This window comes from Planctomycetaceae bacterium (assembly GCA_041398825.1).
In the GTDB taxonomy this organism is placed as follows: Bacteria; Planctomycetota; Planctomycetia; order Planctomycetales; family Planctomycetaceae; genus F1-80-MAGs062.
The window spans coordinates 1-24072 of record JAWKTX010000027.1 but is presented as its reverse complement, the minus strand read 5'-3'; the positions used below and the strand labels follow the sequence as shown (position 1 = coordinate 24072).

Below are 24072 nucleotides of genomic sequence, written 5' to 3'. Positions count from 1 at the left end.
AGCGCAGGATCGGGAATCAGGGGGCTGGAGATACTCTCCAAATACGGAGGGAGACACGTCCGTTGTCGGCTGGCAGGTGATGGCGCTGCAAAGTGCCAAGGCCAGTCAGATCCGAATCGACCGTGGTGTCACACGAAAGATTCGGCTCTTCCTGCGATCTGTCGAAGTGGACGACGGCGCGAGCTACAAATACATGGCCGATCGAGGAGGCCCGACGCCGTCGATGAGTGCTGTGGGTTTGCTGTGCCAGATGTATCTTGGCTGGAAGCGTGAGCACCCGGCTCTCGTTCGCGGCGTTGAGCGACTTTCTGCCATCGGACCAAGTCGACAGGATGTTTATTACAACTATTATGCTTCCCAGGTGATGCATCATTTCGGCGGTGAGGCATGGGACAACTGGAATGGAAAGATGCGTCCGTGGCTGGTGGAGACTCAGGTCAGTGAGGGGCCCGGTGCAGGCAGCTGGGATGTGACCGATCCGCACGGAAGCTCCGGAGGCAGGATCTACCAGACGGCGCTGAGTATCCTGACCCTTGAGGTTTATTACCGACACCTGCCAATCTATCGCGAGCTCGATCATTCCGAGAATGAACCCTGAAAATGAATTCTGAACACGCTGCTGAGTCTGAATCCTGCCAATCCCGGAATTCAAATCCTCGTGAATGCCATTTTGGTGTTCGCGTCATCAAGGACTCACTTGTCTTCAGTGCGGCCCATTTTATTACGTTCAACGGTAACGTTTGTGAACGGTTGCATGGACACAACTGGCGCGTGGAGGCAGCAATTGAGGGCCCACTCGACGAGAATTCCTATGTGTTTGACTTCATCGCCCTGCGAGACAATTTGCAGGCCATCGTCCAGCAACTGGACCACAGTGTGATTCTGCCGGAGTACCATCCAGCGATCCGCGTGCAGGTTTCGCCGGACGGCCGCGAAGTTGAGACCACTTTTGAGGCCAGACGCTGGGTATTTCCAGTGGAAGACTGTCGGATTCTTCCCGTGGTGAACACCACAGCCGAACTGATCGGCCAGTGGATTGGTCGATGCCTGATCGACCGACTTTGTCTCCCCGGAAATAGTGGTCTGAAGGTGCTGAGAGTGAGTGTGGAAGAGAACTTCGGGCAGTGGGCTGATTGCAGGTTCGAGCTCTGAAACCGCATTTTTTGCCAATCCCGGGCTTTCCCGGCTTCCCGGGCGCGAGAAGTCTTCTTCGAACGTGAGACGTCCCCTGGGGAGCAGTTGACACAAACATGACAGATGTCGAACACTGTCAGCAGAGCGCTGTTGACGTGGCTCATCGAAGCGGGTCTGACAGCCGGTTGAAAAGGAACCCGACGCGTTAGCGAGGGATGAAGTTTCCGAGAAGTCGGCCCACCTCTCCCTCCCTGACGCATCGGGTTCCCTGCAAGCAGGATTTTCAACGGGCTGCTGTTGGGTTTTGGCTTTTGGCTTTCTGAAGTCCGAATTCAAATCCTTTTCTCTGCGGCCTTGATCAATTTCGCCCATGTTTCGCATTGCCAATCACGGACGGCAGGCGAAAGGCTCGTCAACGGATTGGCAACTTGTTGATTCTGGTGTGAATCCGGATTCAAAGCACAGCGACACCATCACTCCGGACTGTGGAGCAAACCTGGATGGCTGAGTCGTCAAATATTTCACGATCGCACGATGTGTCGGATTTACAGCTGGAGGCTGACGATGCAAATGCCAGCCCACCGGGCCTGGAACGTGCTGTGAATAACAAGCCATTGCTCTGGTTGTTAGGCGGCATCGCTCTGCTTTACGCCGCCGTGCTGATTTACCACGTAAGTGTTCCACAGGGGGCGCCAACCAATCAGGCATTTCTGGAACAATGTCGACAGATCTGTCTGAAGTATGGTTTAGTCTCGACTGGCAACGTCAAAGAAGACGCCCGGGCATTTCTGACCGCAGTCAATGCTCGTCCGATTTCTGTCGAATTGAAGACACTGCTTTCGGACAATGACTTTCAACCGGCTGAATCGCAGCCTCATGTCCTTCTCGACCAGCAGGCGCCTGATTTTGAGTTGATGGGATCTGATGGAAACACGTACCGTCTGGCGGATGTGTTGAAGGATGGTCCGGTCGTACTTGTTTTTTATTATGGTTACGCCTGCAGCCACTGTGTCGCCCAGCTGTATGCGCTCAACGATGATCTCGGCTACTTCCACGAACTCGGGGCAAAAATCGTTGCCGTCAGTCCCGATACGATTGAGCAAACAAATAAATCCTACGAAGAATACGGGAAGTTTGATTTTCTGGTGCTTTCTGACCCTGATGATCAGATTGCGTATCAATTCGGTTGTCACAAGCCGGCGGACGCTGCCAGTGATGAAGTTCGACAGCATGGAACATTTTTGATTCAGTCAGATGGCAGAATCACCTGGGCGTATCGCGGAGTGACACCGTTCACGGACAACAAATCATTGTTGTTCGAATTATCGACGCCAAAGAACTCGGCCGAATCGGACAGCACGGCGCAGGTTTCTCTTGCAGATTGAGACGAACTGCTTGATGGGGATCTGTATCAGTTCCGCAAAGAAAGCAACGCTTCGGTGTGGCAGAGTCTTGATGCTTGTGTGGGATGATCCCGCCTGAAAGCCGACTCTTTCTGACTCGATCCCGTCTGGCATCAAATTGAGACGCCCCGACGAATATCGAAACACCATCCTGTAACGTCACTGCGCTCGTTGCAAATCAGGCTGATGCAACTACGATTTGCCAGAACACGCCGTTGGGATGACCGACAGCGTTCGATTCTGCACGATCTCCAAGCAAAGTTGCGACCATGACCATCGACCATATTGACCATATTGAACGCGTGTCAAAGTTTCTGCCACCGGTAGTTGCCCCTGATCCCAGCAGCACGCATGCAGGAACAACTCCCGGAAGCTTTTCACAGGCAGCTCAGATTGCTCCCGGTCGAAATGGCGCGATGACATATTCGTCTCCCGATACTCCCGGGATGCCGGGCCCGTCCGACAAAACGGCGTGGGACTTTATGCCGCAAGGCTGGGTTCTGAAGTCGGGTTACGAAACGAATTACGAAAAGGCCGAAGCATGGCAACCGCCAGCTGGCTTCACCCCGGTAACCCAACTGGAATCTGCACGCTGCGGGATTGTGACCCCTGAAATGCAACGCGTGGCAGAGTGTGAAACACACCTGACTGCGGAGCAGATTCGAGATGAGTCGCAGCCGGCAGAATGGTGATCCCGGCAAACAGGAACCACTTGAAGTATCAATTGAAGCCCATGTGCATCGGTCGCGCATCGAAGACGAAGATCAATGCCAACATGGGGGCGTCACCCGTTTCATCGGGCACGCTCGAGGAAGTTGAAAAGCTCCAGTGGGCAGAACGCTGGGGAGCAGACACTGTCATGGATCTTTCGACAGGAGGAGACATCGATGCCTGCCGTGACGCAATCATTCAGAATAGCCGTGTTCCGATTGGTACCGTTCCCATTTACTCGATGATCATCGGACGCCGCATTGAAGACCTGGACCGTGAAATCATCCTGAATTCACTGCGTCATCAGGCTGAACAGGGTGTGGATTACTTCACAATCCACGCAGGTGTTCTGCAGGAACATCTTCGCCTGGTCAAAGACCGCCTGATCGGTATTGTGAGTCGAGGTGGTTCGTTGCTGGCCAAATGGATGATCCATCACAGTCAGCAGAACCCCATGTACACATTGTGGGAAGATATCTGCGACCTCATGCGCGAGTATGATGTGACGTTCAGCATCGGCGACGGGTTGCGACCAGGCGGACTGGCGGATGCGACCGACCTGGCACAGCTTGCGGAACTCTCAACGCTCGGAGAATTAACAGAGCGGGCGTGGCGCAAGGGCGTGCAGGTTATGATTGAAGGACCAGGCCATGTGCCCCTGGACCAGATCGAATTCAACATGAAGCTGCAGCGTCGCCTCTGCCACGGTGCTCCTTTCTATGTTCTTGGTCCGTTGGTGACGGATATGTTCCCGGGATATGATCACATCACCAGTTGCATCGGGGCCACCAGTGCAGCGTGGCATGGTGCCAGTATGCTGTGTTACGTAACTCCCAAGGAGCATCTTGGACTGCCCAAGAAAGACGACGTCAAGCAGGGTTGTATCGCCTACAAGATTGCGGCACATGCGGCTGATGTGGCGCTGGGGATTCCCGGGACCCGCGATCGCGATGACGAATTGACTCGGGCTCGTGCCGCGCTGAACTGGCAGAAGCATTTTGATTTGAGCTTCGATCCGGATATCGCCCGCGCGTACCATGACGAGGATCTGGATGTCGACACGGATTTCTGTGCAATGTGCGGCCACGACTGGTGCAGTGTCCGAATCAGCAAAGAGATTCAGCAGTTTGCCAGTGGGAAAGAGCAGGAATATCAGTGGGACAAAGCTCGTGTGACGGCGGCCCTAACGGACGAACAGCGTGAAATCCTGCAGAAGCGCGGAGTGCTTTCTGCAGAAGAGATTCATCGGCTTGCTTCGAAGACTCGCAAAACCATGGGAGCGGAGTCTGGTAAAGCGACTTGTCACAGCGACGTTGCCGAGCCGGAAAAGGCGCAGCTGCTGCAGATTGTTGAACTCGGTAACGGTTAGGTCACCAGAAGAATCTTTCAGCAACATCATTTGCCGCTCCAGTCAGCATACGGGGCGGTGTCGTTCTGCAGATTCCGAAAATCACTGCCCGACCGTTGGTGGCGTTCCATCCTCAATTCGTTCCATCGTGAAATCGAAACCAGGCCATGTTTGACCTCAATGCAATTCAATCGGCAATTCGCCAGTTCGGCTTCGATGGCTGGTTTCTTTACGATTTCCGCGGCAGCAACATACTCGCCCAACGAGTGCTGCAGATGCCGGAAGGCTTCAGCGGGTCTCGGCGGTACGCTTACTTTGTACCTGCTGAGGGGCAGCCTGTCCGACTTGTGCACAGGATCGAATCGGACGTACTGGATCATCTCCCCGGTGAAAAGATCATCTACCTGAAGTGGCAGGATTTTGAAGCCGGGGTTCAGCAAATGGTTGCTGGTTCTGGAAGAGTTGCCATGGAGTACTCGCCGCGAAATGCAAATCCCTATGTGTCTCGTGTCGATGCCGGAACCGTAGAGTTAGTGCGTTCGTTCGGCTGCGATGTCGCATCCTCCGGGGACATGATTTCACTTTTTGAATCGGCGCTTACAGATCAACAGCTGCAACTGCACTACGAGGCGACAAAACATACAACGGCTGCCTTTGATCTGGCATGGAAGTTCATCGCGGACAACGTTCGTGCCAGGGGAAGCGTGGAGGAACTGGAAGTGCGCGAAGCGATTATGCAGCACTTTCACGCGAACGGCCTGACGACATATCACGCTCCCATCGTCGGGGTTGGCCCGAATGGTGGCAATCCTCACTACGAAACCGGCACAGGAACGGACACAACCATCCGACAGGGTAGTTTTGTGCTGATTGATTTATGGGCGAAAATGGACAAGCCCGGCGGCATTTACAGTGACCTCACGCGAACCGGCTTCGTCGGAACAGAAGTTCCGGAGCAGTACACCAAAATCTTCAGGATCGTCGCGGCGGGGCGCGATGCGGGTATCGAATGTGTGAAGTCTGCGTTCGCTCAGGGACGTCCGTTACAGGGATGGGAAGTGGATGATGCTGTACGCGGAGTCATAGAAAAAGCTGGTTACGGCCCCCAATTCTGTCATCGGACCGGGCACAATATGGCTCAGGAGACCCACGGAAATGGCACGCACATCGACAATCTGGAGACTCACGAAACGCGACTGATCCTTCCGCGAACTCTGTTCACAATCGAACCCGGTATCTATCTGCCGGAGTTCGGGGTGCGAAGCGAAATTGACGTCTGCATTCATGCGAATGGAGAAGTCGAAGTGACCGGAGGGCCGATTCAAACCGAAGTCGTGCCCATCCTGCGTGACTTTTAAGTTCAGATCTCACCTTGTCCGCTGTATGTTGCCCGGCTGGTGCGCATGAGTCTGACGGAGACGCTACGGCACCTCCGGTGCCGAAGGGACTGAAGCAGCCGCACCCTGCTCTGGATGCGCCGGCCGATGTCTGATGGTTTCAAACGAACTTGGCTTGTCCACGGCTGCTCGTCGACTTTGTTCTTCTGTCCCTGCCGGAGCAGGAACCGGGGCGGGCAGTGATGCCCGGATCACGCGTGGTTTTCCGCAATCCTTTGTTGCTGCGGTGCCAACTCGAAGGCCGACTCAAATGAAACCCACGGCGAATTTGCATCATGCGAAGTCATTCAGTATCCACGGATGCCGACCAAACGTACGCGTCCCCTGCCGCGGACCTTTCTTCACGAATCAGTCAGTCCCCGGAATGACGTTTTCTCTGGCTGACCGAGCATGTCACGGATATCATTCCTGAGTTCGTCCTGAATGCTGTGGATTTTATCGCGGAGATGACTGCCGCGATGGTGGTGAAGCGTGGTGCAAAACCGAAAGAATCGATCGATTCGATGTGGGATCAACTGAGTTTTGTCATCAAGCGGCTCCATGAGCGTCTATGGATCAAACCGCTCGGCATCTGCGTGCTTTCGATCATCGCAGTCTACCTGGCGAGCCTTCTGGACATGACGGACCTCGGCCGTTTCCTGCCCGAGTTTTCGAAAGAGTCGACAGAGGCTCTTCTGAAGATCATGGCGTCCAGTATGCTGGTGATGGCCACGTTCTCTGTCGGTTCGATGGTCTCCGCTTACACGTCGGCCAGCAGTTCTGCCACGCCGCGGTCCTTTCCTCTGATTATCGCCGATGATGTTTCACAGAATGCGCTGTCCGTGTTTATCGGGGCGTTTATTTACAGCGTCGTCGCTATTGTTGCATTAATGAACGGGCACTTCGAAGGAAAGGCCAGTCTGTTTGTCCTGTTCGTCCTGACCACAACCGTCTTTGCCATTGTGATCCTGTCATTCATCTGGTGGGTCGACAGCATCGCACGTCTCGGACGCCTGGGATACACCATCGACAAAGTCGAAGCTGCAGCGAAGGCCGCCATTCAGAAGCGAAAGTCGTCTCCTCGTCTCGGGGGGATTGCGGTCTTCGATCCACCGAAGGGCAGTCAGCCCGTTTATGGCGATTCGATTGGGTACGTACAGCGGATTAATACCGTCGCCCTTCAGGAGCAGGCGGATCAATCTCAGCTGAAAGTGCTGGTGACCGCGTTACCGGGGACTTTCTGTATGCCGGGCCGCCCGGTTGCCTGGATCGTTTCAGATGCATCGGAGAGCGTTTCCAGTGAAGAACTCAACGCCGTTTCCGCTGCGTTTGTCATCGGTGACGCCCGTGTCTTCGACGAGGATCCGCGATTCGGGCTGATAGTGCTTTCTGAAATTGCCAGTCGCGCACTTTCTCCGGCGGTCAATGATCCCGGGACTGCGATCGACGTTACGCACACGCAGTTGCGTTTGTTTCTGGCCTGGCACGAATGTGGGGAGGAACAGCAAGACAAAGACCCGGAAGTTCAATTCGACCGCGTGGCCGTCCCCGAATTATCCATGGCCGACATGTTCGACGACGCCTTTGCAGCTATCGCCCGCGATGGAGCAGGCACAGTTGAAGTCATCGTGCGGTTGCTCAAGGTCCTTCAGTCACTCACCGCAACCAGCAATCCATCGATTCGCGCAGCGGCGGTCGCCCAGGCCGAAATCGTGCTCGCTCGCGCTGAGAAGGCACTCACGCTGCCTCAGGACCTGGCAACCGCTCAGAAGGCCGCGGCGTTCATTGCTGCGCCAGAATCAGCGCCTTCGGCCGTAGTAGCATGACCAGAAACGGGCAATCACAGCCTTTCCGGATTGAGCGACCCATGAATTCGTGGAAAAAGCCGGTTCCTCGCTTTTCCGAGGCTTGTGAAAGCATTCGAATCGCTCGGCAACGGTGATGTGGGCGGGATATTTTTGACCGTTCCTGTTCCGGAATGCAATTTTCTATTGCGCTGGATTCTGCTAAGCTCCCCGGATCGTCCGCTGGGGAGTGGACGCGTTTTGATTCAAAGTCCGTTGTTTCCCTGCACATTCAAAGTCCGACCGAATCACTTCAGGGACAGAAGTTGCTCGGTCGAGCGAAGTTCAACACATTCAGGTCGATGACCTGCTCCGTCATGGAAGACGCGATGATGGCCGATTTTCAATCAATCCCACTACGTCCCGCCGCACCTGTTTCGCACGAATCGTTGTTGCAGTTCCCGGAAGACCCGGTTGAGTGCATGCGTCAGTTGCACCGCCGACACGGCGATATCGCTGTCATGGAACAGGAGTCACAGCGTCTGGCGTTCGTCTTTTCACCAGAGCTGAATCGCCAGGTTCTGACCGACAGCAACTCCTTTCATTCTCGCTTTTTTGCCGTTCGCGGCAGTCGCAAGTCTGCTCAGCGGCGAGTTACTTCAGGATTGCTCAGCCAGAACGGTGCCGAACATCGAGACACACGGAGAATTTTGAAAGATGTCTTCAGCAAGAAAGTGCTGCCGGGCTATCACCCGACAATCTGCCGCCTGACAGAGGACCTGCTGAAGGACTGGCATCCCGGAAGTGAGCGGGATTTGAACGTTGAGATGGTTCAGTTCATGCTCCGCATGACGAGCGCGTTACTGTTTGGGCTGGATGATGCCGGATTCGCACATGAGCTGGGGCACATGATTGATCGATGGGTCCACCAGAACCATGAAGTTGGCATGGGTGCGCTTGTTTCGGGCCCGCAGTTTAACAGCAAGTACGATGAACTTCTGGAGATGGCAGATGAACTGGAAAACTCCATTCAGACACTTTTCCACAAGCACCGAAACCAGCAGCACGAGATGCCGAATGTGCTGAGCCTTCTGTTTCATGCACAGGCTTCGAGCCAGCAGCTCAGTGATGAAAAACTGACGGGCCACGCCACTCTTCTTTTTGCGGCTGCGCATTTGACGACAGCTCATACGTTCAGCTGGACGTTATTTCTGCTGGCACAACATCCCGAAATCATGCAGCGTGTTTCAGGTGAAGTTGCTGAGCACGTACACGGCGAACGTCCGACAATCGAAGAGCTGGATCGTCTTGAATTTCTGGAGCACGTGATCAAAGAGAGCATGCGGGTGCTCCCAGCCTCGGCGTATTCACAGCGGATCGTTGCGGAACCAGTAACGCTGAATGGAATTCGTCTTTCGCCTGGTACGCCGGTGGTGTTTAGTCAATACATCACGCACCATCGCCCGGATCTGTTCGAATCTCCTGACGAGTTTCAACCGGATTGGTGGAAGACGATTTCACCGTCACCGTACGAATATCTGCCGTTCGGGGCGGGACCGAGAATGTGTATCGGGGCACCGCTGGCAATGGCTGAAATCAAAACAGCGCTGGCATTGATTCTCAAGCGGTGTCGTCTTCAGATGACAGCGAATGCCACCGTGAACGGGCAGGTCATTTCGACAATGCTGGGCCCAACCAGCCCCATCAGAGCGAAAGTGATTGCTGCGGGGGAAGAAACGCATACGGTGCCGGTCCATGGCAGCATTCACGACCTGGTTCGTTTGCCAATCGAGGCCATGCCACAACAACAACGACGCGCTGCGTAAGCAATGTCATTGGTTCAGCGGATTTCGGCCAGCCCTTTCACCGCAGCGACGCGGTGTACAGGCCGGGCTTAGCTGTCCGTTGAAAAACCGGGACAGGCACGCAGGACGACTTTAAGCCGTCGTGTTTTAAGGTCTCCTGCTCTTGAGCCAGTCCCGTTTGTCAACATGCTGTTAGCTTAGAAGACATGACCTTCCTGTGGTCCGTGTTCAGTCATCGTCAGGATTTCCGGCCCATCCTCAGTCATCAGGATGGTGTGTTCAAACTGAGCCGACAATGACCCGTCCACCGTTCTGACCGTCCAGCCGTCGCGTTTATCGAGTCGAGTTTTCCAATTGCCGATATTCAGCATTGGCTCAATTGTGAAGCATGTTCCCGGATGAAGGATGTCTCGTCCGGACGTCAGTGAGGGGAAATGGGGAATACCGGGTTCCTGATGAAAGTCTCGACCAATGCCGTGCCCCTGATACTCCCGCACGACCGAATAGCCTGCCTTCTGGGCATACGCCTGGATGACTTTTCCAATCGTCAAAACGGAACAGCCGGGTGTGCAGGCCCGAATTCCGACGAAGAGTGAGTCGAAGGTTGTCTGCACGAGCCGTTTTGTTGCCGGGCTGACAGTATCGATCAGGAACGTTTCGGATTGATCGCCGTACCATCCATTAACGATCGTGGTGGCATCCACATTGACGATATCGCCACTGCGAAGCGGGCGTTCGTTTGGAATCCCGTGGCACACAACCTCATTGACACTCGTACAAATCGTCTTAGGGTAGCCGTGGTAGCCGAGGCAAGCCGGCGTATGACCATGGTCCAGGGTGTATTGGTTTGCCAGTCGATCGAGTTCATCCGTTGTCACGCCAACTTTGACATGGGGGCGAAGGAAATCCATCAACTGGGCGTTGAACTTCCCGGCTGCGCGCAACCCTTCTCTCTGTTCCTCTTCCAGGTAGAGGGGAATTGGCTTTCTTCGCGACAACACAACTTGGTTCCTTCAGATTCAGGGCGGATCCGATCGACCTGTTTCAGATCGTGAGTTTTCGATTACGACTTGTTACGGGCCAGTCGTCTACCAACTGACCATCTTCAATCACGACGACGTGATCATACAACGCGCTTGTCGGACAGATATGAACGGGGATGGCCCAGACGTGATCTCCGGGCTGCATTGCACTGAGACTGTCCGATTGCAGAACGAGGTGTTCCTCGTTGTGTGCGCCTTGTTGGGCGTCGGGAGCCACTGGCAGATAGACACGCTGTCCACGCGGTGGGTCAGCGGCAATTGCCTTGTTGCCGACATCCAGCGTAGCGAGATCGGGAGCTGGACGACTCACGACACGCGATAGAACGGCTGCAGCGGGAGTGAACGGTAAATCGGGGAAGTGGCTGCCATATCCGGCATCGTGAAAGACGCATGTGCCGGGACTCAGCTCAATGCCGTCATCAGTCATCGAGGCATAAACGGGGAACGTTGGTGTTCCACCGCAGACCATCGCCGCGACCGGAAACCCAGCGGTCTCGCAGTGGGAGCGAAGTTCAAGGACTGGTCCCCAGACCTCCTGAACTGCAGCGCGACGCTGTTCAATATCGGCATCTCGCTGGTGCCCGTCGTAAACATGAAAGCCCCTCGGTTGAATGCCCGGCAAACCACGTATTAACGCATACAGGTCCTTCGCTTTCTGCGAAAGTGGCGATACACCCGTACGATTCTGACCGACGTTGAGGTCAAGAAAGACACCGATGGTTATGCCTGATTGGTCTGATGCCGCAGAGAGCGAACGTAAAGGTCCCTCATCATCACAATTGACAGAGAGAGTCCGGTCCCGAAACTTTTCTGCAAGCTTTACGATTCGGCCTATGTTCGGCCCCACCGGATTGTAAGCAAGCAACACATCCCGCGCTCCGGCGTCGAAAAGCATCTCGACTTCCGCAATTGTCGCGGCCTTATGCTTATGGACGCCACGATCAATCAGCATCCGAACCACGGCAGACATCTTATGAGTCTTGCAGTGTGGCCGAAGTCGGGCTGGGTCGCCCGCCACTCGAATCATACTTTCGATATTGGAGACAACGCGATCTCGAAAAACAACAAGAGCCGGGCTGGGGATCTGATCCAGGACAGCAAGAGGCACTTCGGGGATTTGAAACTGCATGATTGCCTCACAAAGAACGTTGCCTCACAAAGAAAAATGGCTGCGATCACCTGATATGATCGCAGCCACAAATTTCAATCATCATCGAAACGGAGCATTTAGCCCACGAATGTCTTCTTCTTCAGGGCTGCCAGACGAGACTTGGTGCGTGAGGCTGTATTCTTGTGAATCAGATCCTTCGCAGCAGCCTGATCCAAAGCTTTCACAACCAGGCTAAACTGTTTGTCAGCGTCTTCCTGAGAAGGACTGCCAGCCAGGAACGAACGGAAGTTCTTCAAGCGGGTTCGCAGTGCTGAACGCTGCGTACGATTTCGATCTCGTCGAACGAGACTTTGGCGAAGAGATTTCTCTGCTGACTTGGAGTTTGGCATAGTCTAAGTACTGAACTCAAATGACGTTACGTCGCGACAAAAGGCCAACCGGGTCCATCCTCGGTCGAACAAGCCCGGCAGGTTAGCCAACCGACGATGCTTTTTCCAGCGTGATCGTCAAAATGGCGGCCGTTCTGCACATTTTTCACCCCTCGAGACTGACACAGTCTCAACAATCACAACAGAAACGCACTGAGGTGACCACAGAATTCTCCATTCCGAGGTCACCTCCGCCCCTGTTGCACCGCCATGATCTGGCTAATTCCCGGCAGCCGGTGCATCTGCGGCTGCAGGTCCCTTTGCGAAATCACCTGCGGAAACTGTGTACAATCGCTGTGGCTGAATATGCTTTCTCAGTGCACTGTTGACATCTTCAACCGTCAACGCTGCGACTTTTGATTCGAAATCTCCGACAAAGCTCAGGTCACGGTCGTAAAACGACAGCGATTCGAGCATCGAAGCCAGGCTTCGGTCACTGGTTCGACGCACCTCCTGCTGTTGCAGGTAACCTTTCCGGGCATCTTCAAGCTCCTCTGCGGTGATCCCATCTTTCAACAACCGATCCAGCTCCTCCTGCACAGCCAGGTGTACTTTCTGAGCATTGTCAGGGTTGGAGATTGCGAAGATGTAGAAGACTGCCCGAGGATCACCTGAAGCTGCCTGAAGGTTCGACTGCACGGTGTATGACAATCCATCCTTCTGCCGGATCCTGTTTCCTAATCTTGATGACAAACCGTTGGCACCCAGAATAAAGTTTCCGACGGCCAGCGCCGGGTAGTCCGGGTGGTCGTCGCTGATCGGAATCGTTAACGCGGCAAAGTACGCAGCATTCGCCTTGTCAGGCGTATTGATTTGTTCAAAGGTACCCGTTTCGTTACTGACGGCCTCTCGACTGAGACGTTCGAACGCAACGTTCGATTTCCATCCATTCGTGATCCGATCCACCACGGGCAGCACTTTGTCGGCGTCAAAATCACCAACAATGGTTAATTCTCCGACGCTGGCGCCGACCAATTGGTTGTAGACATCCCTGACCTGATCCACGGTCACTGCTTTGGCTCGCTCCAGCTCTTCCTGCATGGATGCGACAAAACGCGGGTCCTCTGCGGAATAGGGGCTGATCTTTTTCTGCACAGCATTTGAAGCAATTACAGTGGGTTCGGTGAGCTGTTGTCCAATTCCGGAAATCTGCTCTTCACGAATCAGCTCCAGTTCTTCGGCGGGGAAAGTCGGCCGCCGCAACACCTCTTCCATGATCCCCATGACACGTACGAGATTCTCTCGCGTGGTCTGAATGCTGATCGAAAGATTTCCGGGGGATCCGCTGACGGACATTCGTGTTCGATAGTTATCCAGTTCGTCGCTGATCTGCTGGCGAGTCATATTCTCCGTCCCTCGCATCAGCATTTGGCCGAGGTATTCAGCGGCCACCGCTTTGCCCGTGAGGGCCTCCAGATTTCCGTATCGAAGTGTCAGACGCATGATGACAGAGTTGCCACGGGTCTTTTTCGGAAGCAGAGTGACCTTGATGCCTGATGTGAGTGTCTCCCGCTCAAGGCGGGCTTCAATCGCCGCCGGACTGGCATCGAAATCTTCTCCCTGAGCCACTTCTTCGCGGCCCTTGTAGTCGCCAATCATTGCCTGCAGGTTCGGCGTTTCGGGAATCGCGGTTCGTTCAGGGGCCTGCGTTGGTTCGAACAGCCCGGCCGTTCTGTTGGAACGCTGAAGGTACTCGACAGCCACGCGCTGGACGTCATCAGCGGTAACGGCTTCCAGGCGGTCACGATACAGGAAGTACAACCGCCAATCGCCCTGCGCGGCCCAGTCACTCAGCTCAACGGCGACGGAGGAGGAATCGTTAAAACGCAGTTCGCGCTGCTTCAGCAGTTCCTGTCGAGCGCGTTCTACTTCTTCAGGCTTTATGGGATTGTTTGCGAATCCTTCCACAGTATCAATCAGGGCCTGTAGCACAGTTCCTCCATCGACCCCCTGTGCTGCGTCCGCCAGTAGGATCAGGCTTCCGGGGTCGTGCGCTGCGAATGTTGTCCCGTACATGGATGCAGCGATGCGTCGCTTGACGAGGCTTTCGTACAGTCGACCGGATGGTTCACCTGCAAGGACTCCAGTCAGCACATCAACTGCAGCAAAATCGGGGTGACCGCCTGCTGGCAGATGATAGTGCAGTCCCGCCATAGGCACTTCACCAACTCGGCGAACCGTGACCAAACGTTCTCCGTCCTGAGCGGGTTCTTCTGTGTAGGTCTTGTCGAGCTCACGATCAGGCCGGGGCAAAGCTCCAAAGTACTGCTGTGTTAACTGCATGGCCTTCTGTACGTCAAACTTGCCGGCAATAATCAACATGGCATTGTCAGGCTGATAGAACCGCTGATAGAAGCGACGCAGATTCTCAACGGGCACTCGTTCAATGTCTGCCCGATTTCCAATCGTCGATTTGCCGTAGTTGTGCCAGTCGAATGCCACTGCAGTCATTCGCTGCATAAGAACACGCTGGGGACTGTTTTCACCGCGTTCGAATTCGTTCCGCACCACCGTCATTTCGGAGGCCAGATCTTCCGCCCTGATCAGGCTGTTGACCATGCGATCTGCTTCCATCTTCAGCGCGAATTCCAGATTTTCGTCGCTGGCATTCAGAGTTTCGTAGTAGTTGGTTCGGTCGAGCCAGGTTGTTCCGTTAAACCGTGCGCCCCGCTTCGCCAGGTCGGCCGGAATTGCAGGATGAGTGGGTGTCCCCTTGAAAACCATGTGTTCAAGAAGATGCGCCATTCCCGCTTCTCCGTAGCCTTCATGACGAGACCCGACAAAAATGGTGACGTTCACCGTTACCGTCGGACGGGAAGGATCGGGAAACAGGAGAACCTGCATTCCGTTTTCGAGCCTGAACTCGGCAATTCCTTCCACCGCGCGCACGAATTGTGGCTGAGCCACCGACGTTTCGATCATTATGAAACTCACAAACAGCGCGGCGACCAGATACGATGCGCAGGTTCTCAGGAAAGTTGTCAAAGTCATCGTCGTCTGCCCCTGGTTTTACTTGTTGTCGGTCATGTAACGTTGTTTGAACTGAGCATCTTTGGTCTGGCGCATTCGAAGTCCTTCGCGATACATGTTGATGAAGTTTTCGGCTCGCTTCCAGGCCCTTTGAAATTTGTCCTGAACTTCAACAAACAATAAGGCAGACCAGTCCCATCCGCCCGGGTGCCAGATGTATTCGTGCGTCAGCAAGTGGATATGATTGTATTTTTCGAGAACGCCGGTGACGACGCCCTCCCGCCATGCCTGAGTACTGTCGCTCAGATACTTCATCTCGGTCAAAAACAGTGGATCGTAGGTGTCGATCACACCGGGAAGAGAAAATGTCTTCCCGGATCGCATCGGCATATGCGAACTCATGGCATGGATTTTGGTGTTAAAAAACGCTTCGAACAGATCCAGCTGAGCTTTCGCAGTGCGTTCCGGATCAAGCCCCAAACGTTCAAATAGTGCAGCGTCGTAATGGAGCCCAATATCGTGACCAAGCTCAAGGATTCGACGAATCAGGACGGCTTCATCTTCCTCGAAGCAGTTATAGTCACTTGTCTGCAAAAGAAAATAGGTTGCACTCACACCATGTTCGGCTTCGATTTCGGCCATCCGCAACGCTGCCGGAATACTGAACTCAACGTCATGCCTCATGATGACGAAATTCGGTAGGGAGAGGATATCGCGGCCCATGGCGTGAACGTCGCGAAAACAGATCGTCTTATGGCTCTTGACGATCGCGGCGACCATTTCCCTGTAATGATCTGTGCTGAAGTCTTTATTCGGATCAGGATCTCGGACTGGCTTCATGCTTTATTGCCTGCCTTCAGTTGTGCCGTTCGGCGAGGTTTTCATACTCTGGAAAAGAAAGCCGCACACCACTCGTGCGGACTCTCCCCTGTCAATCTGTCTGGAGGGAACGAACGCGTGAATGCGCGGGTAACAACAAATTTCGGCCGTCACCGCGTCACCAGAAATCGTCCCCCAGACGAGTCGCGTGCTGAAAGTACCTTTCAGGAATCAAGAGCCAGGAACGATAGCGGGGCCATTCCGACTTCACAACTCTGTGCTGCCGGGGCCGAGAATCCGGACTCCAGATTCATCCTTCATCCTCAGGAAGACGCACGTGCCTAATCGTGTTTTTGCCGAATCTCTTTCACAGGACTGCATCCGAATCACGGATGCCGAAGCTCACCACCTTCTCAACGTGCTGCGGCTGAAGGCTGGCGATGAAATTGAGATATTTGATGGATGCGGGCAGTCGGCCCGGGGGATTATCGAAGCAACCTCGCGAAAGCACGCTGACGTCACGATTACAGCCCGGCACACCGCCGACCACTGCGTCGATGGCGTTGAATTGACCGTCGCCGCTGCGCCACCAAAGGGGGACCGCCTGAAGTGGATGGTGGAAAAACTGACGGAACTTGGAGTTCACCAATTGATACTCACACAAACCGAACGAAGCGTCGTCAATCCGGGCGATTCGAAACAGGAAAAGCTCAAAGCGAATGTCATTGCGGCGTGTAAACAATGCGGAAGGAATCGCCTGATGACGATCAGTTCACCTGTTGAACTGTCTGCGGCAATTGAAAATGCGATGTCTCAGCAACAACAGCTTCTGGTCGCCCACCCTGGTGACAAGATTAAGTCAGCAGGCCTCCGACCGACGGTCGGCGTATCAGATCCAACTTCGAAAAATGTGACCTTGTTCATTGGGCCTGAAGGTGGTTTCACAGATTCAGAAATCCAGCAGCTGCTGGATGCAGGGGCCAACACCATCTCCTGGCCTTCAACGATTCTGAGAATTGAAACAGCAGCTTTAGCCCTGGCTGCAGTGGTCATGTTTCTGGCGAACGGAACCGAAAAGTGATGCAGAATGTTCTGTCCTGCGCACGCAGGTTCAGGGCTATGGAGGGCTTCGGAAGAATGACGATTCAAACCATCACCTCAGAAGAAACACTCGCACGACTCCTATGCTAGACACGTCGCTTTGGCCGGTTTCAGACGATTCCATTCGAAACGTCTTCCTTCAGATGCTGCACGATGGATCCTGGGGCAGATACCATGGCCCCCATTGTGACCAGTTCCGCAGGGAGTTTGCTGAGTACCTGCTTGCGGACAACGTTCAACTTTGCAGCAGCGGCACAACTGCGATTGAGCTTTGCCTGCGAGCAGTAGGCGTTGAGCCGGGCACAGAAGTCATCATGGCTGCCTACGACTATAAAGCCAATTTCATGAATGTCCTGGCGCTGGGAGCCACGCCGGTACTGATCGATACGCAATTCAATTCGCCCGGCATTGATTGCAGCCAGATCGAACAAGCTCTCAGTGAGCGAACTCGCGCGGTCATTTGTTCTCACCTTCATGGCACCTTTGCGGACATCGACAAAGCTGTCGATCTGGCACGGTTCCATGGATTTGCGGTCGTAGAAGACGCGTGTCAGTGCCCCGGGGCAGAGATCAATGGTCGCAGAGCCGGCACCATTGGCGATGTGGGGGCATTCAGTTTTGGGGGAAGCAAACTTCTGACCGCCGGGCGAGGCGGGGCTGTGGTGTCAAAAAACTCAGCCATCATGCAGCGCATCCGGCTCTACACGCAACGTGGTAATGACGCGTACCCCCTGTCTGAAATGCAGGCCGCTGTCCTGGTCCCCCAACTGCATATGCTGGATGAACGCAACAGACGGCGGATGGAGCGGGTCGGGCAGCTGGCATCTTTGCTTGCATCCGGCAGCGCCATCGATGTCATTGCCGCATTGGACTCGGCCACGAACGGTGCTCCGGCATTCTATAAGGTTGCCATGACACCGAGGCACCTGAATGATCGAACAGAGGCAACGCGATCTCTGCTGGATCGGATTGAGCAACAGGCTTTGCAGGGCCCGAAAGACTCAACAGCGGAGTTTGGTCCGCTTCAATTGACCCTGTCACCCGGATTCCCGGCACTGCATTTGATCCACAGTCGAAAGCGATACCGGCAGGCCGCAGAACTCACAAATTCAGAACGCTGGCACAATCAGCTTCTGACCCTGCACCATCCAATCCTGCTGGAGTCTTCAGTCAGCGTTGAATCCATCGCGAAGGCGATCCAGTCTGCTGTCGACTGCGTCCTGAAGAGGAACTCGTAACGCTTCTCTGTGGTCGCTGCTCTCGAAAACTTTCTGAGCGTCCACCTTGATTTATTCACGATGGCACACTCGATACCCGATTCGATTGTTTGTCTGTGGAGTACGCAAGTGAAGACGATACCGCAGTGGCCGGCACGGCGGAATCCCTTGGTGATTATGAATCAGTCAGTGGTGTCCTCGGGTGCCTGTGTTTGGCGATGTTATTCCGGAACTCGATGAGACCTTCCGTCTGCAATTGTCCAACGCCCCCGCGGGGATCATTCAGAGGCCGGTCGGACGAGGCTTGATCGGAGCGGATGACCTGATTTTGCTGCAGCTTGACGCGGCAGATGGCCCAAGTGACGTTCGTGTCCTGCTGGATAATGAAAACGTATTGATCAGTCAGGACGGCACCGTTCTGGTTGACGGACCACTGAGCGCAGATGCTCCGTTATGGATACAGACTCCGGTTGGCGGTGAAACGGCTGTCACCCTGCAATTTTCCGATTCGGCACCCGGCGATCGCAATATCCAGCTGATCTCCCAGGGCTCTTGTTCCTCGAGGTGGTCCGCCGGATTCAGATTGCCGGATGGTTTTCACTGATGATAAGAAATGCCGATTGAATTCACTCAGAATTCTCATGGTTCTATCATGACAGACAGCGGTCTGAAAGAGAACTCGAGGAGGGTGTCGTTCGATGGCCATTGACTTTGTCGCCGAGATTTCGTCGCAGCTGGTTTCCAACTTCCAAACAGAAATTCGACGGCGCACTGAAGAGAGGACGCGTTCAACGATCCTCAGCGTACGAGCTTCAGAAATCCTGACATTCGTCACACCTTCCGGACGGCGAATTGAACCTGACGTCTCACGTGAGTACGTCGAAGCACTTTGGTCCTTCGCACGCGGAAACAAATTCCAGGGCGGTGAACTGGACAGCGCCGTGACGCAGCCGATTCTTAAGGCGACGGAGGATGCTCTTGTTGAGGTGCTCAACAGTGAGGCGGCTCGGAAGGTAATTGCTGAGAGCATCGCACCTTACGATGGAGTGACAGAGTCCGTTCAGGGGGTTGTCGGATCCGAGTCGATCTGGGCGACTCGCGAGATCCTCGCGACCGCCGGAATTAATCCACTGAGCTTTGCGACCGACCCGATTATGAATCAAACCTCGGCGGTGGCCCATGACCTTCTGGCGTCGACGGCGGGCAAGGCCATTATGGGAAGCATCGCTAAGATCGCATTAACGGCGCAGGGAAAGATATTGCTGGCCAGACTGATTACAGCAGCTGCGGGTAAGATCGCCGCATCGGCCGCCATGAAAGTGATGATCATGGGGGCATTGAAGAAAGTCGGGATTGCCTTAATCGTCAAGGCGGTTGTTGTGAAGGTACTTGCAACTGTGGCTCCCGCACTGATTGCTGCCAAGATCCCGATTTTCTGGATCATTGCTCCCGTGATTGGGCTCCTGATCTACAAAGAAGTGAAGAATATGCCTGCAAAACTGGCCGATAAAATTCCTCCGGAAATCGGATCAGAAATCGAACGTACTTTCCCTGAGATCGCTCGAGAGTTCGCTCAAATGATTCTGGCGGATACGGTTCGAGAACTGGCTCAGCACTCCTCAATTGAAAGCGGCACGTGATGGGAATGCACGTTTTTATTTCCTATCAGCGAACGGATCAGAGGCATGCAGAAGAGTTGACCACGGCACTTCAGGCCCATGGCATCCCGGTGTTTGTGGATCTGAAGATTCAGGCGGGGGAGTGCTGGGATCAGGAGCTCGAAATCGCCATCAATGACTCGTTTGCGGTACTTCCGATCTGGACTGCTGCCTCTGTGCAATCACGCTGGGTTCGGATTGAAGCTCGCTATGGCCTCCGTCTTGGCCTGCTTTGTCCGGTGCTTCGAGAAACCTGTGATGTGCCGCTTGAATTCTCCGATATCGAGTTTGCCGATCTCCGTCTGTGGCGAAAAGAAAACACAGATCATCCTGAATGGAGAAATCTTGTGGAAAGTCTGTTCAGGCTGCAGCAGTCCGGCCGTCGGACGAGACCAAATTCCGATGCGGAGCTGTGCTTTCGACTGGGCGTTCGATTCCTGGATGGGGTCAATGTTCCTCAAAACACACCAATGGCAATCATGTGGCTCAGAAAGGCTGCTGAATTAAAACACGATCGGGCCACGGCTTTGCTCAGAGCCGTGGATGAGCCTGAATCATCCGCCACGCTGCCGGAGAATGACCATTAAGCTGAATACATCTGGTGAATTTACTTGCGGTCAGACAATGGCATAAACGACGGGTTGGTTGCTGAGAATGCGGAATTGTATCCTACTACTCGGCTTCTGCCTCTGGCTCTACCGATTATCCACCCCTTGCTCCAACAACTTGAACTGAAACAACCATTTCAGTGATCGCACCAACACCTCCGGCAACTCTCCATCCCGCTCCGCCGCCTTCAGCACCGTCAGCAACAACGGTTTATGCGGAGCATCGCCACTGGGGTTCATATCACGAAGTTCTGTCAGCCATTTCCGGAATGTCGTGGTTCTTCAGGCTCCAGGCGAGTTCGGCTCCGATGGCCATCTTGTCGCATGCGTCCTGAGGTAATCGAATGAATTACCTAAACCAAACAGGTGGCCGAAGAATGATCGGGCCGAATCGATCCAGTTGGATAGCATCCTGATGTTTTGAGTGCCAATTACGAAACAAAACGGACAAACGTCGTTCCTCGCCGATCATCAGAGTTTCATCTGCCGAAGTCTCATCGAGATTCATCGCCACCATGCCCAGTTTTTTTGTGAGATGCCGCTGCCCTGTTGCCATCAAAGCGAGATTCGGATTCATCCAGCGATACGTACAGCTCCATCGTCATGGGTAACGTGATGGCTTCCGGATCTGAGTTCGCCCCGAGCTTCGCGTTGAGAAACGCACAGAACTTCGACGGAGCAAACTCACTGGTGGATGGATCAAACACGAAATAGCGTACTCGGCGACGTCCCCACAGCTTGCGGCCGGACTCTGTCTGCATCTCGCGATTCCATGTCGCCACATTGCAGGCCACGTCCAGCGGTTCGCCGACAAAGTGAATTTGATGCCGGTCCGAATCAAAGCAAGGTCGCGCCACTGACAGAGCTCGATCGATTTCTGCGTTCACGTCAAGTGACTGCAAGGCCTCCCGATCGCTGCCCGGCGAGTTCAGTCGTTTGATGTATTCTGGTTCAATTGTCGGCAGCAGCACGGTCTGGAAAGCTTTCATGCCGATTCGCCGCATCAGCAGCACCGTGTTCGCTGCCAGATTTCGCCGTCCGCGAGCCACATGAGAACTCATCATCGACACAAACGTGTCGGTCGATCTCTGCGGCTGAAACAAATGAGCCGTCGCGAACTTCGCATGATTCGCCACGGGATCAGCGCGACTGACTTCAAACTCAATCCACAATCGATGGAACCCGTCATTCGACGCCAGCAACACATCCGCCTGCGGCGCATACCCCAGCAACTTTTCAAACCGCTCATCCAAAACCCGCGCCTCCACCTCACACGACCAACCGCGAGGTGTTCGTGCCATGAACTGGTCCTGAAGATATCGAGCAAGTTGCCCCATGACAGTGCGGTTTAGGTGTTGGGTTCAATTCGCCCAGACAGCGAGTGACGAATCCAGTTTGGGAATTGTCCACGACACTTGAACTACAGTAGCCACATTTTGGCGAGCTTTCAGCGTTTCCGCGGGATTTCGGTAGACTTCAATGGTTGGCCGTGTCGCTTCAACTGATCGAACAAGGATCATGAAATATAGCTCACCGAGCTCCGCGCAAGTTGTCCATTCTTTATCCGTCATCAGCACACCACCGCTATTGTCTCTCAAACCTTTGACTTCAATATAGGCTTGTGCGCCGGCGTAGAATGCTTCAAAGTCGTATCCGCATTGTAGCAGACGGCAATCATCCAGTGGGCCCGTAAAGATTGACTTGCCCGTGCGAAACCAATTGATGAATTGTTCCTCAGCGCGTCCCCCGGTGAGCGAACGGGTCGGAATCTTTTCATTAGAACCCGGACTTGGGGCATCTATTTCCCGGAGCAACTCGACAACATTCGCTTCTTGATTCTCAAAACAATCAATGAGCAGTCCATAGACCCCAACTTCAGAAACACCTCCCAACATTTCAGCCATTCGGAGCCGCGACGGAGCCATCTTTCGTTTATGCCAACCTTGGCGAGAGTTTGCATGAATCGGGTCAAATTCATCGCGCCATAGTTTCACTGATGACGCCGGGACACCGATTCTTTCAGCGAGATACTTGTGAACTGCTGAGTGAGATTGTCCGGAAAATCGGCCATAGGCGACTTTGTCGAATCGCGACAAGTAGTAGCCAGCGAGCATTCCGACCAGATTCTTTCGTTCCATTTTTAGTCTCCGTGCTTTGTCAACAATGCAGGCAGTAATTGATCGAACCATATGTAGTGATCATACGGCAAATCCTTCAGTGGCCAACGATCGACGAAGGCGTTCATTACTGTGAATGGGTTTCGCCAGTTGCCGCACCATTCCTCATTTCTCCTTTTAATTAAGGCATAACGCATATAGCGTCACGCCCCGGCCCATGAAACACCTCTTTCCGATGCCACTCCAGATGTTCATTCAGCGGCAGATGATCCCGAGACTGCGGACCCTTCAGAGGCAAGCCGTGGAAGGAAGTTAGCCATTCACTCAGGCCGGTGGAGCCGTTGGCTTTTTGGGAGACGCATAGCTGCAGATCCTCGTTCAGCGTAAACACGCCGCGGTCGAAGAGTTTGTGGTGCATGCTGCAGAGGGCGAGGCCGTTGGTTTCCAGATCAGGGCCGCCAGCCTGATGCCATTTGATGTGAGCCGCTTCCAAAGCGACCTGTACGGAACCCAGTCGCAGATCGTAGCCACAGACCGCACAGCGATATTGATAGGCCATCAGCACTCGCTCGCGAAATGCGGGATCGCGACGGCGGCGTAAGGTTTGCTCGAACTGAATTTCCAGACCAACGGCGTCCAGCAGGTCGGCATAAAACGTCTGCGGAAAGTGTTGATTGAGAATCTCCAGAGCTAACTCCGAAATCAACGCCGGATAGGATCGCAGCGTCTCAAAAATCTCGGGAGTAAATCCGGCAGCGACCTTGTATTTGAGCAGTTCGGATTTCTTGACATCCGAATTTCCCGCTCTGGTTTCCAGCTGCGTTGCGTTCTGCAATTCCCAGATGCCATCGTTCGCCAGTCGCTGAAATGGGTATTCGGTGTGCCACGATTTTCGTTCGGGACCAAACTCCATCAGCAGTGGGCGAAGTTCGCGATCGACCTCACCGTACGGCAACAATCGCTCGCCATCATTCAAACATCGACCCAACGCATACAACAGCAGCAACGGCTTGTGCGGTGCTCGCTGGTCACCGCGTTTCCAGACGGTGATCTGTCGAATCTCTTGTTTGAGTTGCTCGGGCGTCATCCGGTGACTGTCGACAGTGCAAGCTGCTCGTGTCAAACCGAGCGGACGGTCGGCATGGATGCGGGTGCATCCGCTGAATGGAGGTCGTTGTTGCAGGAATTGAAAAGAGGGGTACCCTGATGGGGGAATATTTCCTGCAACATGAGGCTTGGAGCCTCGCAGAACCAGGGAGGGTGCCCCCATGTAAGTAGAAGTTACCGTAAGGATTGATGGCCGGGAAGTGGCAACCGTGGAAGTATGCATTGCCGGACCGGCGATTGAGGTCGAGCAGCAGACAGAAGCTTTGAAGGATCGGGTCGGACAGGTGGTTCTGGCGGAAGGCTTTTTGCAGTTAGCCGCAACCCTCAGACAC

Annotated in this window: 22 protein-coding genes; 13 read left to right on the top strand and 9 right to left on the bottom strand. The window is 54.2% G+C overall.

Features of this window, described 5'->3' with window-relative positions; genetic code table 11:
- The 8 genes from R3C20_25965 to R3C20_25930 all read left to right on the top strand — a co-directional run.
- Positions 1–598: hypothetical protein (locus R3C20_25965; GenBank protein MEZ6043953.1), on the top strand; the 598-nt coding region annotated here is incomplete at its 5' end.
- A gap of 2 nt (positions 599–600) precedes the next feature.
- A complete protein-coding gene (locus tag R3C20_25960; GenBank protein MEZ6043952.1) occupies positions 601–1152 on the top strand; it encodes a 6-pyruvoyl tetrahydropterin synthase family protein in 552 nt (183 codons plus the stop codon).
- Positions 1153–1634: 482 nt separating this feature from the next.
- A complete protein-coding gene (locus tag R3C20_25955; GenBank protein MEZ6043951.1) occupies positions 1635–2519 on the top strand; it encodes a redoxin domain-containing protein in 885 nt (294 codons plus the stop codon).
- A 287-nt stretch (positions 2520–2806) separates the two neighbouring features.
- On the top strand, positions 2807–3229 hold the full coding sequence (locus tag R3C20_25950; protein MEZ6043950.1) for a hypothetical protein: 423 nt from the start codon (positions 2807–2809) through the stop codon (positions 3227–3229).
- 32 nt (positions 3230–3261) lie between these two features.
- Positions 3262–4617, top strand: coding sequence for a phosphomethylpyrimidine synthase ThiC (gene thiC / locus R3C20_25945; GenBank protein ID MEZ6043949.1), 1356 nt, complete (start codon positions 3262–3264; stop codon positions 4615–4617).
- Between the two features lie 146 nt (positions 4618–4763).
- The gene (locus tag R3C20_25940; protein ID MEZ6043948.1) at positions 4764–5954 is read left to right on the top strand and encodes a M24 family metallopeptidase; all 1191 of its coding nucleotides are present in this window, start codon (positions 4764–4766) and stop codon (positions 5952–5954) included.
- 485 nt (positions 5955–6439) lie between these two features.
- Positions 6440–7798, top strand: coding sequence for a DUF2254 domain-containing protein (locus R3C20_25935; protein ID MEZ6043947.1), 1359 nt, complete (start codon positions 6440–6442; stop codon positions 7796–7798).
- Between the two features lie 152 nt (positions 7799–7950).
- Complete coding sequence (locus R3C20_25930) at positions 7951–9582, top strand: cytochrome P450 (protein MEZ6043946.1); 1632 nt, start codon at positions 7951–7953, stop codon at positions 9580–9582.
- Between the two features lie 176 nt (positions 9583–9758).
- Here R3C20_25930 and map read toward each other — a convergent pair whose 3' ends face one another.
- The 5 genes from map to R3C20_25905 all read right to left on the bottom strand — a co-directional run bounded on the left by map (position 9759) and on the right by R3C20_25905 (position 15953).
- A complete protein-coding gene (gene map / locus R3C20_25925; GenBank protein ID MEZ6043945.1) occupies positions 9759–10562 on the bottom strand; it encodes a type I methionyl aminopeptidase in 804 nt (267 codons plus the stop codon).
- Positions 10563–10605: 43 nt separating this feature from the next.
- A complete protein-coding gene (locus R3C20_25920; GenBank protein MEZ6043944.1) occupies positions 10606–11733 on the bottom strand; it encodes a D-TA family PLP-dependent enzyme in 1128 nt (375 codons plus the stop codon).
- A gap of 98 nt (positions 11734–11831) precedes the next feature.
- Entirely contained in the window at positions 11832–12104 is a 273-nt protein-coding gene (gene rpsT / locus R3C20_25915) for a 30S ribosomal protein S20 (GenBank protein ID MEZ6043943.1), read from the bottom strand.
- A gap of 258 nt (positions 12105–12362) precedes the next feature.
- The gene (locus R3C20_25910) at positions 12363–15134 is read right to left on the bottom strand and encodes a pitrilysin family protein (protein ID MEZ6043942.1); all 2772 of its coding nucleotides are present in this window, start codon (positions 15132–15134) and stop codon (positions 12363–12365) included.
- Positions 15135–15152: 18 nt separating this feature from the next.
- Positions 15153–15953 (bottom strand): hypothetical protein, encoded by an 801-nt coding sequence (locus R3C20_25905; protein ID MEZ6043941.1) that lies wholly within the window; start codon positions 15951–15953, stop codon positions 15153–15155.
- A 316-nt stretch (positions 15954–16269) separates the two neighbouring features.
- On the opposite strand from R3C20_25905, the gene R3C20_25900 reads away from it, so the two are divergent.
- The 5 genes from R3C20_25900 (at position 16270) to R3C20_25880 (ending at position 20495) form a co-directional block, all read left to right on the top strand.
- Complete coding sequence (locus R3C20_25900; GenBank protein MEZ6043940.1) at positions 16270–17013, top strand: RsmE family RNA methyltransferase; 744 nt, start codon at positions 16270–16272, stop codon at positions 17011–17013.
- Positions 16973–18271 carry an aminotransferase class V-fold PLP-dependent enzyme gene (locus R3C20_25895; protein ID MEZ6043939.1) on the top strand — a complete coding sequence of 433 codons (1299 nt, stop codon included), beginning with the start codon at positions 16973–16975 and terminating at the stop codon, positions 18269–18271. Before R3C20_25900 ends, R3C20_25895 begins: the two co-directional genes overlap by 41 nt.
- Positions 18272–18452: 181 nt before the next feature.
- Entirely contained in the window at positions 18453–18854 is a 402-nt protein-coding gene (locus tag R3C20_25890) for a hypothetical protein (GenBank protein ID MEZ6043938.1), read from the top strand.
- Positions 18855–18948: 94 nt separating this feature from the next.
- The gene (locus R3C20_25885; GenBank protein MEZ6043937.1) at positions 18949–19890 is read left to right on the top strand and encodes a hypothetical protein; all 942 of its coding nucleotides are present in this window, start codon (positions 18949–18951) and stop codon (positions 19888–19890) included.
- Positions 19890–20495, top strand: a complete 606-nt coding sequence (locus R3C20_25880) for a TIR domain-containing protein (protein ID MEZ6043936.1) — start codon at positions 19890–19892, stop codon at positions 20493–20495. Before R3C20_25885 ends, R3C20_25880 begins: the two co-directional genes overlap by 1 nt.
- Positions 20496–20603: 108 nt before the next feature.
- Here R3C20_25880 and R3C20_25875 read toward each other — a convergent pair whose 3' ends face one another.
- From R3C20_25875 to R3C20_25860, 4 genes are all read right to left on the bottom strand, one after another.
- Positions 20604–20756, bottom strand: a complete 153-nt coding sequence (locus R3C20_25875) for a hypothetical protein (protein ID MEZ6043935.1) — start codon at positions 20754–20756, stop codon at positions 20604–20606.
- Positions 20757–21010: 254 nt separating this feature from the next.
- Positions 21011–21817 carry a hypothetical protein gene (locus R3C20_25870; GenBank protein ID MEZ6043934.1) on the bottom strand — a complete coding sequence of 269 codons (807 nt, stop codon included), beginning with the start codon at positions 21815–21817 and terminating at the stop codon, positions 21011–21013.
- 60 nt (positions 21818–21877) lie between these two features.
- The gene (locus R3C20_25865; protein MEZ6043933.1) at positions 21878–22654 is read right to left on the bottom strand and encodes a DUF3883 domain-containing protein; all 777 of its coding nucleotides are present in this window, start codon (positions 22652–22654) and stop codon (positions 21878–21880) included.
- Between the two features lie 160 nt (positions 22655–22814).
- On the bottom strand, positions 22815–23720 hold the full coding sequence (locus R3C20_25860; GenBank protein MEZ6043932.1) for an HNH endonuclease: 906 nt from the start codon (positions 23718–23720) through the stop codon (positions 22815–22817).
- Positions 23721–24072 lie beyond the last annotated feature (352 nt).

What these genes read in the sequence shown, in the direction of transcription:
- R3C20_25960 (MEZ6043952.1), top strand. Translation starts at nt 601, where the DNA reads ATGAATTCTGAACACGCTGCTGAGTCTGAATCCTGCCAATCCCGGAAT.
- R3C20_25885 (MEZ6043937.1), top strand. Translation starts at nt 18,949, where the DNA reads ATGGCCATTGACTTTGTCGCCGAGATTTCGTCGCAGCTGGTTTCCAAC.
- R3C20_25950 (MEZ6043950.1), top strand. Translation starts at nt 2,807, where the DNA reads ATGACCATCGACCATATTGACCATATTGAACGCGTGTCAAAGTTTCTG.
- R3C20_25930 (MEZ6043946.1), top strand. Translation starts at nt 7,951, where the DNA reads ATGCAATTTTCTATTGCGCTGGATTCTGCTAAGCTCCCCGGATCGTCC.
- rpsT (MEZ6043943.1), bottom strand. Translation starts at nt 12,104, where the DNA reads ATGCCAAACTCCAAGTCAGCAGAGAAATCTCTTCGCCAAAGTCTCGTT.
- R3C20_25940 (MEZ6043948.1), top strand. Translation starts at nt 4,764, where the DNA reads ATGTTTGACCTCAATGCAATTCAATCGGCAATTCGCCAGTTCGGCTTC.
- R3C20_25860 (MEZ6043932.1), bottom strand. Translation starts at nt 23,720, where the DNA reads ATGACGCCCGAGCAACTCAAACAAGAGATTCGACAGATCACCGTCTGG.
- R3C20_25870 (MEZ6043934.1), bottom strand. Translation starts at nt 21,817, where the DNA reads ATGGCACGAACACCTCGCGGTTGGTCGTGTGAGGTGGAGGCGCGGGTT.
- R3C20_25935 (MEZ6043947.1), top strand. Translation starts at nt 6,440, where the DNA reads ATGACTGCCGCGATGGTGGTGAAGCGTGGTGCAAAACCGAAAGAATCG.
- R3C20_25875 (MEZ6043935.1), bottom strand. Translation starts at nt 20,756, where the DNA reads ATGAACCCCAGTGGCGATGCTCCGCATAAACCGTTGTTGCTGACGGTG.
- R3C20_25910 (MEZ6043942.1), bottom strand. Translation starts at nt 15,134, where the DNA reads ATGACTTTGACAACTTTCCTGAGAACCTGCGCATCGTATCTGGTCGCC.
- R3C20_25865 (MEZ6043933.1), bottom strand. Translation starts at nt 22,654, where the DNA reads ATGGAACGAAAGAATCTGGTCGGAATGCTCGCTGGCTACTACTTGTCG.
- R3C20_25880 (MEZ6043936.1), top strand. Translation starts at nt 19,890, where the DNA reads ATGGGAATGCACGTTTTTATTTCCTATCAGCGAACGGATCAGAGGCAT.
- R3C20_25905 (MEZ6043941.1), bottom strand. Translation starts at nt 15,953, where the DNA reads ATGAAGCCAGTCCGAGATCCTGATCCGAATAAAGACTTCAGCACAGAT.
- R3C20_25920 (MEZ6043944.1), bottom strand. Translation starts at nt 11,733, where the DNA reads ATGCAGTTTCAAATCCCCGAAGTGCCTCTTGCTGTCCTGGATCAGATC.
- R3C20_25955 (MEZ6043951.1), top strand. Translation starts at nt 1,635, where the DNA reads ATGGCTGAGTCGTCAAATATTTCACGATCGCACGATGTGTCGGATTTA.